At 65.7% G+C, this 13687-nt stretch carries 11 protein-coding genes; 10 read left to right on the top strand and 1 reads right to left on the bottom strand.

Features of this window, described 5'->3' with window-relative positions; all coding sequences use genetic code 11:
- Nucleotides 1-3 precede the first annotated feature (3 nt).
- Nucleotides 4-720, top strand: a complete 717-nt coding sequence (locus ACIPW4_RS11310) for a murein L,D-transpeptidase catalytic domain family protein (RefSeq protein ID WP_400657749.1) — start codon at nt 4-6, stop codon at nt 718-720.
- Nucleotides 721-766: 46 nt separating this feature from the next.
- On the opposite strand, the gene ACIPW4_RS11305 is transcribed toward ACIPW4_RS11310, so the two are convergent.
- The gene (locus ACIPW4_RS11305) at nt 767-1522 is read right to left on the bottom strand and encodes an enoyl-CoA hydratase (protein ID WP_400657746.1); all 756 of its coding nucleotides are present in this window, start codon (nt 1520-1522) and stop codon (nt 767-769) included.
- Between the two features lie 106 nt (nt 1523-1628).
- Here ACIPW4_RS11305 and ACIPW4_RS11300 point away from each other — a divergent pair, with 106 nt between their 5' ends.
- From ACIPW4_RS11300 to ACIPW4_RS11260, 9 genes are all read left to right on the top strand, one after another.
- Complete coding sequence (locus ACIPW4_RS11300; RefSeq protein WP_400657744.1) at nt 1629-2276, top strand: TetR family transcriptional regulator C-terminal domain-containing protein; 648 nt, start codon at nt 1629-1631, stop codon at nt 2274-2276.
- A 76-nt stretch (nt 2277-2352) separates the two neighbouring features.
- Complete coding sequence (locus tag ACIPW4_RS11295) at nt 2353-3069, top strand: response regulator (protein WP_400657742.1); 717 nt, start codon at nt 2353-2355, stop codon at nt 3067-3069.
- Nucleotides 3066-3827 (top strand): substrate-binding periplasmic protein, encoded by a 762-nt coding sequence (locus ACIPW4_RS11290; protein ID WP_400657740.1) that lies wholly within the window; start codon nt 3066-3068, stop codon nt 3825-3827. The genes ACIPW4_RS11295 and ACIPW4_RS11290 overlap by 4 nt, the downstream gene beginning before the upstream one ends.
- Nucleotides 3824-6076: an ATP-binding protein gene (locus ACIPW4_RS11285; RefSeq protein ID WP_400657737.1), complete on the top strand. Its 2253-nt coding sequence runs from the start codon at nt 3824-3826 to the stop codon at nt 6074-6076. The genes ACIPW4_RS11290 and ACIPW4_RS11285 overlap by 4 nt, the downstream gene beginning before the upstream one ends.
- A 126-nt stretch (nt 6077-6202) precedes the next feature.
- Nucleotides 6203-7615, top strand: coding sequence for an amino acid permease (locus tag ACIPW4_RS11280; RefSeq protein WP_400657735.1), 1413 nt, complete (start codon nt 6203-6205; stop codon nt 7613-7615).
- A 347-nt stretch (nt 7616-7962) separates the two neighbouring features.
- Complete coding sequence (locus ACIPW4_RS11275) at nt 7963-8754, top strand: enoyl-CoA hydratase/isomerase family protein (RefSeq protein WP_400657733.1); 792 nt, start codon at nt 7963-7965, stop codon at nt 8752-8754.
- Nucleotides 8755-8790: 36 nt separating this feature from the next.
- Entirely contained in the window at nt 8791-9951 is a 1161-nt protein-coding gene (locus ACIPW4_RS11270; protein WP_400657731.1) for an acyl-CoA dehydrogenase family protein, read from the top strand.
- Between the two features lie 13 nt (nt 9952-9964).
- Nucleotides 9965-12064, top strand: a complete 2100-nt coding sequence (locus tag ACIPW4_RS11265) for an acetate--CoA ligase family protein (RefSeq protein WP_400657729.1) — start codon at nt 9965-9967, stop codon at nt 12062-12064.
- A 10-nt stretch (nt 12065-12074) separates the two neighbouring features.
- Nucleotides 12075-13682 carry a 5-guanidino-2-oxopentanoate decarboxylase gene (locus tag ACIPW4_RS11260; RefSeq protein ID WP_400657726.1) on the top strand — a complete coding sequence of 536 codons (1608 nt, stop codon included), beginning with the start codon at nt 12075-12077 and terminating at the stop codon, nt 13680-13682.
- Nucleotides 13683-13687 lie beyond the last annotated feature (5 nt).

Here is a 13687-nt window from a genome sequence, read left to right as displayed (position 1 = left end):
TTCATGCCGATGTTTGCACCATTGCGGGGAGCCGTGCGGCTCTCGGTGGCCAGTCTTGGCCTGTTGTTTCTCAGCGCCTGGCACGGCGCCCACGCACAATCCCTGCCCAGCGCCGCCGAACTGCAGCAGCTGGCGCCCAATGCCAGCTTGTCTGCCCTGGACCTGGCACTCACTGCCTATGCCTGCGCCAGCCACGGTGAGCCGGACAAGTTGCTGACCGTGATCGACTACTCCAAGGCCTCCCGTGACAAACGCCTGTGGGTGTTCGACCTGCGCGCGCGCAAACTGCTGTTCGAGGAATGGGTCGCCCATGGCAAGAACAGCGGCGCCGATGTGCCGACGACGTTTTCCAACGCCCCGAACAGCTACCAATCCTCACTCGGCCTGTATCAGACAGGCCAGACCTACAGTGGCAGGCACGGCCGCTCGCTGCGCCTGCAAGGGCTGGAGCCGGGGTTCAACGACAACAGCATGTCGCGGGCGATTGTCATGCACGCCGCCGCGTATGCCGACCCCAAGGTCGTGCCCGGCCTCGGTCGGCTGGGGCGTAGCCAGGGCTGCCCGGCCGTGCGGCCGGCGATTGCCGGCAAGCTGATCGACACGCTGCAACGCGGTAGCTACGTGTTTGCCTATTATCCGCAGCAGGACTGGCTGAAGACATCGCGTTTTCTCAATGCCCAGAGCTGCCCGCTGACGAACCAGTCGATCGCCAGCAAGTAGCGAAAGCGACACGTAGCGACGGTATCAAGCGTATCAACCTGACGGTTCAGCCACCCTTGCGCGATACCATTGCGGTCAAGGCAGCCTTCGCCTCATCGCTGTTGAGCCGCTCGATGAAAAGCAGACCTTCCCTGGCCACTGTTTCGGCCAGCGCTTCGCGCTGCCCAGCCTTGAGTAGGCGCCTACTGATGCGCAGCGCATCGGCAGGCAGTTGCTGCAGGCGTCGCGCCAGCTTGACGGCGGCGGCCAGGCATTGCATGCCATCGTCGAACAGTTCGCTCGCCAGCCCCCACTGCACAGCCTGTTCGCCATTCAGCGCCTGGTTGCACAGCAACAGCTGTGCCGCCCGCGCATGCCCCAGCATCTGCGGCAGCAACAGGCTCGCGCCAAACTCCGGGCATACGCCCAGCGCCACGAACGGTGTGCGCAGCTTGGCGTCACGGCTGATCAGCACCTGGTCGCAGTGCAGCAACAGCGTGGTGCCGATGCCGATCGCAGGCCCCGCCACCGCGGCGATCAGCGGTTTGTCCAGCGCCAGCACTGCCCACATCATGCGGAATACCGGGCTTTGCAGGTCGGTTGGCGGCTGCTCGAGAAAGTCCGGCAAGTCGTTGCCGGCGGTGAAGCACTCGGTGCTGCCGGTGATCAGGATCACCTCGACCTGCGGGTCATTGTTGGCGGCCTCGAACAGCTCCGCCAGCTGCGTGTACATGGCGTTGGTCAACGCGTTGAGCTTGTCCGGGCGGTTCAGGCGCAGGGTCAGCAGGCCTTCGTCGAGCTGCTGCTGGATCAGGTCGGTCATGGGCGATGCCTCTGTTGTTGTTATCGTGCCCGAGTATAAACAGGCTTTCGCGACCGAGGCGAGTTGCTATACAGTCGTTCAACTGTGCGATCCATGAGAGCCACCGATGACCCAGGAAGCCCGCTTCAGCCGCATGCTGCCCGAATTGCGCAAGGCCAATCTGGTCGAGGCTACGTTGGCCTGCCTGAAGCGCCACGGTTTCCAGGGCGCGTCGATTCGCAAGATCTCTGCCGAAGCTGGCGTTTCGGTGGGCCTGATCAGCCATCATTATTCGGGCAAGGACGAACTGGTCGCGGAAGCCTACATGGCCGTCACCGGGCGCGTCATGCATCTGCTGCGCGAGGCCATGGCCCAGGTTGCGCCCAATGCGCGCGAACGGCTGTCGGCGTTCTTCCGTGGATCGTTCAGCGCCGAGCTGCTCGACCCCCAGCTGCTCGATGCCTGGCTGGCGTTCTGGGGCGCAGTGAAGACCGCTGATGCGATCAACCAGGTGCACGAGCACTCCTACGGTGAATACCGCCGCGAACTGGGTTCGTTGCTCGCTGAACTGGCGCAGCAGGAGGGCTGGGAGCGCTTCGATGCCGACCTCGCGGCCATCAGCCTTAGCGCCTTGCTCGACGGCCTGTGGCTGGAGTCCGGGCTGAACCCGGGCACCTTCACCCCGGCCCAGGGCGTGCAGATCTGCGAGGCCTGGGTCGATGGCCTGCAGGCCGGCGGTCGGCAACGCTTCACCTCGGCCACCGAGGGCTGTTGATCGACCGTTCAGCAATCGCTAGTCTTGGCCCACTCTAATAAAAAAATCGCCTTCGGGCACTTCAGGACTACCCGCAATGACCTCTCAGGTACTGATCGTCGATGACGATCCGCTGATTCGCGACTTGCTCCAGGCCTACCTGTCCCAGGAAGGCTATACCGTCCACTGCGCCGCCACCGCGGAGCAGGCCGAAACCTTGTTGACCGAGCAGCCGGTGGAGCTGGTGATGCTGGACATCCGCCTGCCCGGCAAGGATGGCCTGACCCTGACCCGCGAGCTGCGGGTGCGCTCGGAAGTGGGGATCATCCTGATCACCGGCCGCAACGACGAGATCGACCGCATCGTTGGCCTGGAATGCGGCGCCGACGACTATGTCAGCAAGCCGCTCAACCCTCGCGAACTGGTATCCCGCGCGAAGAACTTGATCCGTCGCGTGCGCCACGCCCAGGGCGCGCGGCCGGCCAGCGCGGCCACTGTCACCCTCAAGCAGTTCGGCGACTGGTCGCTGGACTGCGACCGCCGCCGCCTGGTCGATCCGAAGGGTGCAGAAACCCTGCTGACCCACGGCGAGTTCCAGTTGCTCAACGTGTTCCTGCGCAACAGCGGCCATACCCTGAGCCGCGACCAGCTGATGGACCAGATCCGCAACCGTGAGTGGGTACCCAACGACCGTTCCATCGACGTGCTGGTCGGCCGCCTGCGGCGCAAACTGCACGACGACCCGGCCGAGCCTGAGCTGATCATCACCATCCACGGCGCCGGCTACCTGTTCACCGCCAGCGTGGCCGCGTGAGCCAGTACCTGCTCGGCCTGCTGCTGCTGGCCAGTGGTGCACTGCACGCCGCCGACACCGTGCGTTACTGCGATTACCCGGTATACCCACCGGTATCCTGGAGCGATGGCAAGCAGCCGCGCGGGCTGGCGCCGACGGTGGTACGCGAGCTGTTCGGGCGGCTGGGCTACCGGGTCGAGATGGTCGTGCTGGGCAACTGGCAACGCTGCCTGCTCGACGCTGCCGAAGGGCGGGTGGATGTGGTGCTGGCCTATACCTCGGAGCAGCGTGCCAAAACCATGCGCTTTTCACAGGTGCCGGTGCTGCGCGAGGAAGTGGCGGTGTTCGCCAACCGCCAGCACCCGTTGCAGTTCGACACGCTCGAAGACCTGGCCCGATACCGTGGCGGGCTGCTGTTCGGAGAAAGTTACGGCCCGGCGTTCGACCGCTTCGTCGCGCAGCACCAGAACATCGAATGGGTGTCGGACAGCGGGCAGAACTTCGGCAAGCTGATTCGCGGGCGTATCGACTTCGTGGTTCAGGAACGGCGCACCGGCCAGCTGTTCGTCGAGCACCTGCGCGGCGCCCAGGACATCGTCGCGCTACCTCCGGCCCTGAGTGTCGACTACCTGCGCGTGGCAGTGTCACGCCACTCGCCGTTGAGCGAGCACATGCACGAGATCGACGCGCAACTGCAACAGATGACCGACGCCGGCGAACTGGACCGCTGGCTGCACGAAAGCGAGGTCACCTACCGCGACATGGTCAGCCAGCCATGAATCGCCTGCAGCCGGGTGGCCTGCTGCGTCGGCTGCTGCTGTTCATCCTGCTGTTCAGCCTGTGCTTCACGGTGCTGGCCAGCAGCGTGCAGCTGTATTTCGAATACCGCCGCGAGATGCGCGAGATCGATGCGCGCATGGCGCTGATCCGCGCCGGCTACCTGGCCAGCCTGGAGCGCAGCCTGTGGGACCTGAACCAGGAGCAGTTGAACGTGCAGCTGCGCGGGCTGGTGGATTTTTCCGATGTGGCGCGGGTGCGTCTGAACAGCGCCGACTTCACCTTGCAGCAAGGTGAGCCGACCCCGCAGGGGCCGCTGCGGGTCGAACGTTTCGCGCTGGACTACCAGCCACCTTCCGGGCCTGCGCGGCACCTGGGCGAGCTGGAAGTCAGCATCGACCTTGGGGCGGTGCACCGACGGCTGTTCGCTACCGGCCTGACCAGCCTGTTGTGGATGAGCGTGTTTCTCTGCGGCCTGGCGCTGGCGTTGTCGGGGTTGTTCTATCGCCTGGTGACCCGTCACCTGCAGGTCATGGCCGACTTTGCCCGGCGCATCGGGGCCGGGCAATGGCACGAGCCCCTGCGGCTGAACAAGCGCCGTTCTCCCCATACCGACGAAATCGACAGCGTGGCGCTGGCACTGGACGACATGCGCCGGGCGATCCTCAGTGACAGCGAACGCCGCGAAACCGACCGCCTGGCCTTGCAGGACAAGCGCGACGAACTGCAGAAGCAGGTCGAGCGCCGCACGGCCAGCCTGATGCGCGCCAAGGACGATGCCGAGGCGGCGAACCTGGCCAAGTCGCGCTTTCTCGCCACCATGAGCCATGAACTGCGCACGCCGCTCAACGGCATCCTTGGCATGGCCGAACTGCTGCGTGGCGCGGGCCTCGCGGCGCCGGACCGCCAGCGCCTGGAGGCGCTGTACAAGGCCGGCGAGGGGCTGCTGAGCATCCTCGACGAAGTGCTGTATTTTGCCCGTCTCGAAGAGGGCGAAAGCCGTCCCGAGGCCGTGGAATTCTCCCTGCGCCAGTTGTGCGCCGAGGTCGTGACCCTGCTCGAGCCACGCGCCCTGGCCAACGACAGCCTGGTGCTGTGCCGCATCGACCCGCAGCTGGCCGCGTACCAGCACGGCGCCGAGCAATACCTGCGCCAGGTGCTGAGCAACCTGCTGGCCAACGCCATCAAGTTCACCGAGGGCGGCGAGATTCTCGTCGAGGTGCAGGTGTTGCAGAGGCCGCCGGGGCGGCAGCGCCTGCGCTTGAGTGTCACCGACGACGGTATCGGTATCTGCGAGGCGATGCAGCCGAAGATCTTCGAGCGTTTCGTCCAGGCCAGCGAGGCGGTCGCACGGCGCTATGGCGGCACCGGCCTTGGCTTGGCGATCAGCAAGCATCTGGTCGAGCAGCTTGGCGGGCAGATCGGGGTACGTAGCCGCGAGGGGGAGGGCAGCTGCTTCTGGCTGGAACTGGAGCTTGAAACCGCGCAGGCCCCTCAGGCCATGGCCAAGGCTGATCATGCCGCGGCGCCGCTGCAGATCCTGGTGGTCGAAGACGTCGCGTTGAACCGTGAAGTGGTATGCGGGCTGCTGGAGCGTGACGGGCATGCCGTATGGCTGGCCGAGGATGCCGAGCAGGGCCTGCAACTGTGTGCACGGCAGCGCTTCGACCTGTTGTTGCTGGATGTGCACCTGCCAGGCATCAGTGGCGTGGAGCTGTGCCGACAGCTGCGTGCCGGCGCCACGCCCAACCGCGATACGCGCATCCTGGCGCTGACTGCCAGCGTTCAGCCGGGGCTGGTGCGTGCCTATCTGGATGCGGGCATGCAGGGGGTACTGGGCAAGCCGCTGAAGCTTGCAAGCCTGCGCCAGGCCCTGGCGGGCCAGTGTCAGCAGACAGCGCCGGCAACACCCGCCTGGCTGGACCACGAGTTGCTGAACACGCACCGCACGCTGCTTGGCGAGCAGAAGCTGCAGGGCCTGCTGGCTGGCTTGCAAGACGGCCTGGCGCAACAGCGCCAACCCTTGCTCGAGGCGGTCGAGGCGGGGGACTGCACCGAGGTGACCCACTTGGCCCATCGGCTGGCCGGCAGCAGCGATTCCATGGGTCTGTGCGGCCTGGCGGCGACCCTGCGCCGCCTTGAAGCGCATGCCCTGGCCCGTGACAAGGCCAGCGTGCGGGCCATGGGCCCGTTGCTGGGCGAGCAGCTGCAGCGTGCCGATCACACCCTGGCTGAACTGCTGGTCGCCTGAGCGACAAAATCCTTACGACTTTTTACATCTTTGATCTTTACGATCAATCGGGCCTTACATCGCCTTCCAATAATCGGACTCAACCGCTGCACACGCGGTCTTCGAAGCTTATTGGAGATAATAATAATGAAAGGCCGTAAAGCTGAAGGTATCCACCTCACACGGGCATTGAAGAGTCGGCACATCTTTATGCTCTCCCTCGGTGGCGTGATCGGCACCGGGCTGTTCATGGGTTCGGGCGTGACCATCAACCAGGGCGGACCATTGGGTGCGATCCTGGCCTATCTAGTGGCCGGTTTTCTGATGTACCTGGTGATGGTCTGCCTGGGTGAGCTGTCGGTGCAGATGCCGGTGTCCGGCTCATTTCAGGCCCATGCGACGAAATTCATCGGCCCGGCCACCGGCTTCATGATCGGCTGGGTGTACTGGATGAGCTGGGCCACCACCGTGGGCCTTGAGTTCACCGCCGCCGGCATGCTGATGACGCGCTGGTTCCCCGAGGTGCCGATCTGGTACTGGTCGGCGCTGTTCGTTGCGGTGCTGTTCGGCATCAACGCCCTGGCTACCCGCGCCTTCGGTGAGGCGGAATACTGGTTTTCCGGTATCAAGGTGGCGGCGATCCTCGGCTTCATCATCGTCGGTGTGCTGGTGATCTTCGGTGGCATTTCGCTGAACAGCGGGGCGCCGGCGCCGATGATGAGCAACCTGATCGGCGATTCGCTGTTCCCCAACGGCCTGTCGGCGGTGTTCGCGGTGATGATGACCGTGGTCTACGCGTTCCAGGGCTGCGAGATCATGGGCGTGGCGGCGGGTGAAACCGACCAGCCGGAGAAGAGCATCCCGCGGGCCGTGCGCAATGTGGTGTTCCGCGTGCTGATCTTCTACGTGCTGGCCATCGTGGTGCTGTCGGCGATCGTGCCATGGCAGCAGGCCGGGCTGATGGAAAGCCCGTTCGTGCAGGTGTTCGACATGGTCGGCATTCCTTACGCCGCAGACCTGATGAACTTCGTGATCCTCACCGCGATTCTGTCGGTGGGCAACTCCGGCCTTTATGCCTCCACCCGCATCCTCTGGGCGATGTCCAAGACCGGCATGGCACCGCGCAGCCTGTCGCCGCTGAGCAGCCGTGGTGTGCCACTGCGCGCGTTGTTCGTCACCCTGTGCTTCGCGCTGGTATCGCTGCTGACCAGCTTTGTCGCCGCCGACACCCTGTTCATGGTGCTGATGGCGGTGAGCGGCATGGCCGGCACGGTGACCTGGATCGTCATCGCCCTGGCGCAGTACCGCTTTCGCAAGCAGTTCCTGCGTGAGGGTGGGCAGTTGAGCGACCTGAAGTACCGGGCGCCGCTGTACCCGCTGGTGCCGTTGCTGTGCATCACCCTGTGCAGTTCGCTGTTTGTGTTTTTGGCGATGGATGAGACGCAGCGGCCTTCGTTGTATTGGGGCTTTGGGTTCATTGCGCTGTGCTATGCGGCGTATTTCGTGGTGCAGCGCAAGCGCCAGGGCGTAGCGCTGGAACCGGACATGCCGGCAGCCTGAGCCTGCCGCCTTGCGCGGTGCTTGTAGGAGCGGCCTTGTGTCGCGAAAGGGCTGCGAAGCGGCCCCAGAAATTCCAGCACTTTTGCCGAGATCCTGGGGCCGCGTTGCGGCCCTTTCGCGACACAAGGCCGCTCCTACAAGGCGCCGTCGTTGTGGGCAGTTGTACAAAGTTGTAACAGCGCCGTTTCGCACCAAACCGGATAACAAAATAAATTCATATAAAACAGATAGATAAATAGATATTGATGCCGCTTTAGGGCAATCCACTCGGCAATTGCCTCCTTGTTGAACACTCGTTTAGCATGAGCCTCACCTCTCACAGCAATCACAAGAATCCGAGGTCCCTCATGACCGCTCCGTCGTCCCTACTCACGCAGGTTGAAGCCGGCGTTGCCTGGATCACCCTGAACCGCCCCGAGCAGCGCAACGCGCTGGATATCCCGACCCTCAAACACCTGCACGCCACCCTCGAGGCGTACAACCTCGACCCCGCCGTGCGCGTGGTGGTACTGACCGGCACGGGCCGCAGCTTCTGCGCCGGCGCCGACCTCGCCGAATGGGCCGAAGCCGAAGCCCGTGGCGCACTGGAAACCTACGGCTGGACCGAAACCGCCCACGCCCTGATGCACTGCCTGCACAACCTCGACAAACCCACCATCGCCGCCATCAACGGCACCGCCGTCGGCGCCGGCATGGACCTGTCGCTGTGCTGCGACCTGCGCCTGGCCGCCCAGTCGGCCCGTTTCAAGGCCGGCTACACCAGCATGGCCTACTCGCCGGATGCCGGCGCCAGCTGGCACCTGCCACGGCTGATCGGCAGCGAGCAAGCCAAGCGCCTGCTGTTCCTCGACGAACTCTGGGGCGCCGAGCGCGCCCTGTCGGCCGGCCTGGTTGGTGAAGTGGTCGCCGATGACCAGCTGCCCGCCGCCACCGCCGAACTGGCCGCGCGCCTGGCCCAGGGGCCGACCTTCGCCTACGCCCAGACCAAGCGCCTGATGCGCGAGGGCGCCTCGCGCAGCCTGGCCGAGCAACTCACGGCAGAACTGGCCGCCGGCCTGCTATGCGGGCGCAGCGAGGACGGCGCCGAAGCCTTGCGTGCGGCCACGGAAAAACGCGCACCACGCTTCAGCGGCAAATAAGCACTCACTCATTCCCCGGTTACCCAGGAACAGGCCATGAATTTCCAACTGACCCAAGAACAAGAAATGTTGGTGGATGCCGTACGCAGCTTTGTCGCCAAGGAGCTGCTGCCCCATGAAGAAGCCGTGGACCGTGCCGACGAAGTGTCCCCGGAGCTCGCCGCGCAGATCCGTGGCAAGGCCATCGCCGCTGGTTTCTACGCCTTCAACATGCCCGAGGAAGTCGGCGGCGGCGGTCTCGACTACCTGTCCCAGGCCCTGATCGAGCGCGAGCTGTCGAAGGTTTCCTGGGCGCTGCACGTGTTCGTCGCCCGGCCTTCGAAGATTCTCATGGCCTGCACCGGCCAGCAGGTCGAGGATTACCTGCTGCCGTGCATACGTGGCGAGAAGACCGACTGTTTCGCCCTGACCGAACCGGGCGCCGGCTCCGACGCCAACTCGATCAAGACCCGCGCCGTGCGTGAAGGCGATGATTTCATCATCAATGGCAGCAAGCACTTCATCAGCCATGCCGGGCACGCCGACTTCGCCATCGTCTTTGCCGTCACCGACACCTACGAGCACAACGGTCGCAAGCGCAACGCCGTCACCGCGTTGCTGGTCGACCGCGGCACCCCGGGCATGACCATCCGCCGTGGGCCGAAATGCGTGAGCAACCGTGGTTACCACACCTACGAGCTGTTCTTCGACGACTGCAAGGTGCCCGCCGGCAAGGTACTCGGCGAAGTCGGCAAGGGCTGGGAAGTTGCCAACGCCTGGCTGACCGCAGGCCGGGTCATGGTTGCCGCCAACTGCGTCGGCCAGGCCCAGCGTGCGCTGGACGTGTCGCTGCAATGGGCGGCCGACCGCAAGCAGTTCGGCCAGCCGATCGGCACCTACCAGGGCGTGTCGTTCAAGCTCGCCGACATGGCCACGCAGATCCGCGCCGCCGAACTGCTGACCCTGCACACCGCCTGGAAGATGGACCAGGGCAGCATGACCGACGGCGAGGCGGGCATGGCCAAGCTGTTCGCCAGCGAGGTGCTCGGCAAGGTCGCCGACGAGGCGGTGCAGATCTACGGCGGCATGGGCCTGATGGACGAGGGGCCGGTCGAGCGCATCTGGCGCAACGCACGTATCGAGCGGATCTGGGAAGGCACCTCGGAGATCCAGCGGCACATCATCTCCCGCGAACTGCTGCGCCCACTGCTGCGCTGACCGGAGCATCACCATGTCGCAAGCCATTCGTGACAACCTCAAACGCCTACTGGCGCCGCGGCACCTGGCCTTCGTCGGTGGGCGCAGCATGGCCCGCGCGCTCAGGCGCTGCGCCGACGGCGGCTTCCAGGGCCAGATGTGGCTGGTCAACCCGCAGCAGGACAGCATCGACGGCGTCCCCTGCGTGCGCAGCGTGGCCGAGTTGCCCTGCGCGCCGGACGCGGTGTTCATTGCCACCAACCGCGAACTGACCCTGACCTGTGTCGCCGAACTTGCCGAAAAAGGGGCAGGCGGGGCGATCTGCTATGCCTCTGGCTTCGCCGAATGCGGCGCCGAGGGCCAGGCACTGCAGCAGCAGTTGCTGGCAGCCGCCGGTAACATGGCCTTGCTTGGGCCCAACTGCTACGGCCTGCTCGACTACCTGCACAGTGCCGCCCTGTGGCCGGTGGCCCACGGTGGCAAGGCGGTAGAGAAGGGTGTGGCGGTGCTGACCCAGAGCGGCAACTTTGCCTACAACCTGTCGATGAGCGACCGCTCGCTGCCGGTGGCCTACATGGCCTCGGTCGGCAACCAGGGGCAGCTGGGCATTGCCGAGCTGATGGACGTGCTGCTCGATGAGCCGCGGGTCACCGCCATCGGCCTGCACCTGGAAGGCCTGAAGAACGTGCCGGGCTTTGCCCGTGCGGCGCACAAGGCACTGGAGAAGGGCATCCCGATCATCGCCCTGAAGACCGGCGTGTCGCAGATCGGCGCCGAGCTGGCGCTCAGCCACACCAGTTCGCTGTCCGGTTCCGATGCCCTCTACGACAGCCTGTTCGACCGCCTGGGGGTGATCCGCGTCAGCGGCCCTGTGAGCTTCGTCGAAACCCTCAAGGCCGCTGCCTGTGGCAACCTGCCCAAGGGCCCCAGCCTGATCGCGCTGGCCTGTTCGGGCGGCGATGCCGGGCTGATCGCCGACTACAGCGAAAGCAACCAGCTGAGCCTGCCAGCCCTGGACGCCAGCCAGGTCGATGAACTGGCTCAGGTGCTGCCGGCGTATGCCAACCTGGTCAACCCGCTGGACTTCACCACAGCCATCTGGGGCGACGGCCCGGCCAAGGCGCGCATGCTCGACAGCGCCCTGCGCAGCGACGCCGACGCAGCGATGCTGGTGCTCGATTACCCCGCCGAGTTCACCGGCGAGCGCAAGGAGTGCGACCTGCTGCTGGAGCTCTACTGCGCGGCGCTAAAGCGCCATGGCAAGACCGGCTTCGTCACTTCGGCCTTCCCCGAACTGCTGCCAGCCAGCGCCCGTGAGCGCCTGCACGCAGCCGGTGTGCCGGCTTTGCAAGGGGTGGAGGATGGCCTGGCGGCCTGGGGCCGGATCGCCCGTTACGCGCAGCAACGCCCGGCCCTGCTGGCGCTCGGCGAGTCGGCACTGGTGCCGCTGTGCCCGCAGCCGCTCGCCGGTGACAGCCACCTGCTCAACGAGTGGGTGTCCAAGCAGGCCTTGCGTGGCTTCGGCCTGCCGATCCCGAATGGCGTGCTGAGCAGCCCGGAACATGCGCTGGCCGACGCCCGCAAGGTCGGCTACCCGCTCGTGCTCAAGGCGGTCAGCGCGCAGTTGCCACACAAGACCGAGGCCGGCGCCGTGGCGCTGAACCTGGCCGACGAGGCCGCTCTCAGCCACGCGCTCGAGCAGATGCGCACACGCATCGCGGCTTACGCGCCGGGTGTCGCTTTCGACCAGGTACTGCTCGAACCCATGGCCAGCGCGCCGCTGGCCGAGTTGATCGTCGGCATCAAGCGCGAGGCGGATTTCGGCCTGGCGTTGGTGATCGGTGCCGGCGGCATCCTCGTCGAGCTGCTCAAGGACAGCCAGAGCCTGCTGCTGCCGACCACCGATGGCGCGATCCGCAAGGCGTTGCTCGGCCTGCGCAGCGCAGCGCTGCTGCAAGGCTTCCGGGGCAAGCCGGCGGCCGACCTCGACGCGCTGGTCGCTGCCATCCGTGCGGTGGCCGACTACGCCTGCGAAAATGCCAGCCAGTTGCTCGAACTGGATGTGAATCCATTGATGGTCGGTGCCAGCGGTACGACTGCGGTCGATGCCTTGATCCGTCTCGGCCAGGTGTAAGGACATGAACATGACGAATTCCATACTCACCGGCGGCCAGGCGCTGGTGCGCCTTTTGGCCAACTACGGTGTCGATACCGTTTTCGGCATCCCAGGCGTGCACACCCTGGAGCTGTACCGCGGCCTGCCCGGCAGCGGCATCCGCCACGTGCTCACCCGTCACGAGCAGGGCGCCGGTTTCATGGCTGATGGTTATGCCAGGGTCAGCGGCAAGCCGGGCGTCTGCTTTGTCATCACCGGCCCCGGCGTGACCAACGCGGCCACCGCCATCGGCCAGGCCTATGCCGACTCGATTCCGCTGCTGGTGATCTCCAGCGTCAACCACACCGCCAGCCTGGGCAAAGGCTGGGGCTGCCTGCACGAAACCCAGGACCAGCGCGCCATGACCGCGCCGATCACCGCCTTCTCGGCCGTGGCGCTGAAGGCCGAAGACCTGCCGGAGCTGATCGCCCGCGCCTATGCCGTGTTCGACAGCGAGCGGCCGCGCCCGGTGCACATCTCGGTACCGTTGGATGTGCTGGCCGCGCCTGTAACGAGGGATTGGAGCAACGAAGTCGTGCGCCGCGCCGGTCGCGGCCCAGCCAGCCTCGACAGCCTGCAACAGGCGGGTGAAAAACTGGCAGCGGCCAAGCGGCCGATGATCATCGCCGGCGGTGGTGCATTGCAGGCGAGTGCCGAGTTGCAGTTGTTGAGCAAGCGACTGGCTGCGCCACTGTTCACCAGCGTTGCCGGCAAGGGCCTGGCGCTGCTGGACTCGCCGCTCAACGCCGGCTCTACCCTGTGCGTGGAGCCAGGCTGGGCGCTGATCGCCGAGGCCGACGTGGTGTTGGCGGTCGGCACCGAAATGGCCGACACCGACTTCTGGCGCGAGCGCTTGCCATTGACCGGCGAACTGCTGCGGGTGGATATCGACCCCCGCAAGTTCAACGATTTCTACCCGTGCTCGGTGGCGCTGCACGGCGACGCCCGGCAGACCTTGGCGGGGCTGCTGGAACAGTTGCCCGATGGCGTGCGCGATGCGGCTCAGGCGAGCGCTGCCGTGGCACGCTTGCGCGATGAAGTACAGGCCAGCCATGGCCCGTTGCAGGCGATTCACCAGGCAATCCTGCAACGGGTCGCTGCAGAGCTGCCGGACAATGCCTTCGTCAGCACCGACATGACCCAGTTGGCCTACACCGGCAATTACGTATTCAGCAGCAGAGCACCGCGCAGCTGGCTGCACCCCACCGGCTACGGCACCCTCGGCTACGGCCTGCCGGCTGGTATTGGCGGCATGTTCGGCAGTGCCGACCGCCCGGGCCTGGTACTGGTGGGCGACGGTGGTTTCCTCTATACCGCGCAGGAGCTGGCAACCGCGGTCGAGGAGCTGGACCGCCCGCTGGTGGTGCTGTTGTGGAACAACGATGCGCTGGGGCAGATCCGCGACGACATGCTCGGCCTGGACATCGAGCCCATCGGTGTGCTGCCGCGCAACCCGGACTTCGCCGGCCTGGCCCGCGCCTTCGGTTGCACGGTTGCGCAGCCGCAGAGCCTGGACGAACTGCAGCGCGACCTGCGCGGCGGCTTTGCCCGCAACGGTGTGACCCTGATCGAGCTCAAGCACGCTTGCGCGCGCTGAGCCTA

The organism is Pseudomonas sp. NPDC089996 (assembly GCF_044748405.1).
Taxonomy (GTDB): Bacteria; Pseudomonadota; Gammaproteobacteria; order Pseudomonadales; family Pseudomonadaceae; genus Aquipseudomonas.
Note: the sequence above shows the minus strand (reverse complement) of the source record. Positions and strands in the feature narration are given on the sequence as shown.

Bases quoted from the DNA above. Each gene is read 5' to 3' on its own strand.
- ACIPW4_RS11300 (WP_400657744.1), top strand. From the start codon at position 1,629: ATGACCCAGGAAGCCCGCTTCAGCCGCATGCTGCCCGAATTGCGCAAG.
- ACIPW4_RS11260 (WP_400657726.1), top strand. From the start codon at position 12,075: ATGACGAATTCCATACTCACCGGCGGCCAGGCGCTGGTGCGCCTTTTG.
- ACIPW4_RS11295 (WP_400657742.1), top strand. From the start codon at position 2,353: ATGACCTCTCAGGTACTGATCGTCGATGACGATCCGCTGATTCGCGAC.
- ACIPW4_RS11285 (WP_400657737.1), top strand. From the start codon at position 3,824: ATGAATCGCCTGCAGCCGGGTGGCCTGCTGCGTCGGCTGCTGCTGTTC.
- ACIPW4_RS11275 (WP_400657733.1), top strand. From the start codon at position 7,963: ATGACCGCTCCGTCGTCCCTACTCACGCAGGTTGAAGCCGGCGTTGCC.
- ACIPW4_RS11265 (WP_400657729.1), top strand. From the start codon at position 9,965: ATGTCGCAAGCCATTCGTGACAACCTCAAACGCCTACTGGCGCCGCGG.
- ACIPW4_RS11310 (WP_400657749.1), top strand. From the start codon at position 4: ATGCCGATGTTTGCACCATTGCGGGGAGCCGTGCGGCTCTCGGTGGCC.
- ACIPW4_RS11270 (WP_400657731.1), top strand. From the start codon at position 8,791: ATGAATTTCCAACTGACCCAAGAACAAGAAATGTTGGTGGATGCCGTA.
- ACIPW4_RS11280 (WP_400657735.1), top strand. From the start codon at position 6,203: ATGAAAGGCCGTAAAGCTGAAGGTATCCACCTCACACGGGCATTGAAG.
- ACIPW4_RS11305 (WP_400657746.1), bottom strand. From the start codon at position 1,522: ATGACCGACCTGATCCAGCAGCAGCTCGACGAAGGCCTGCTGACCCTG.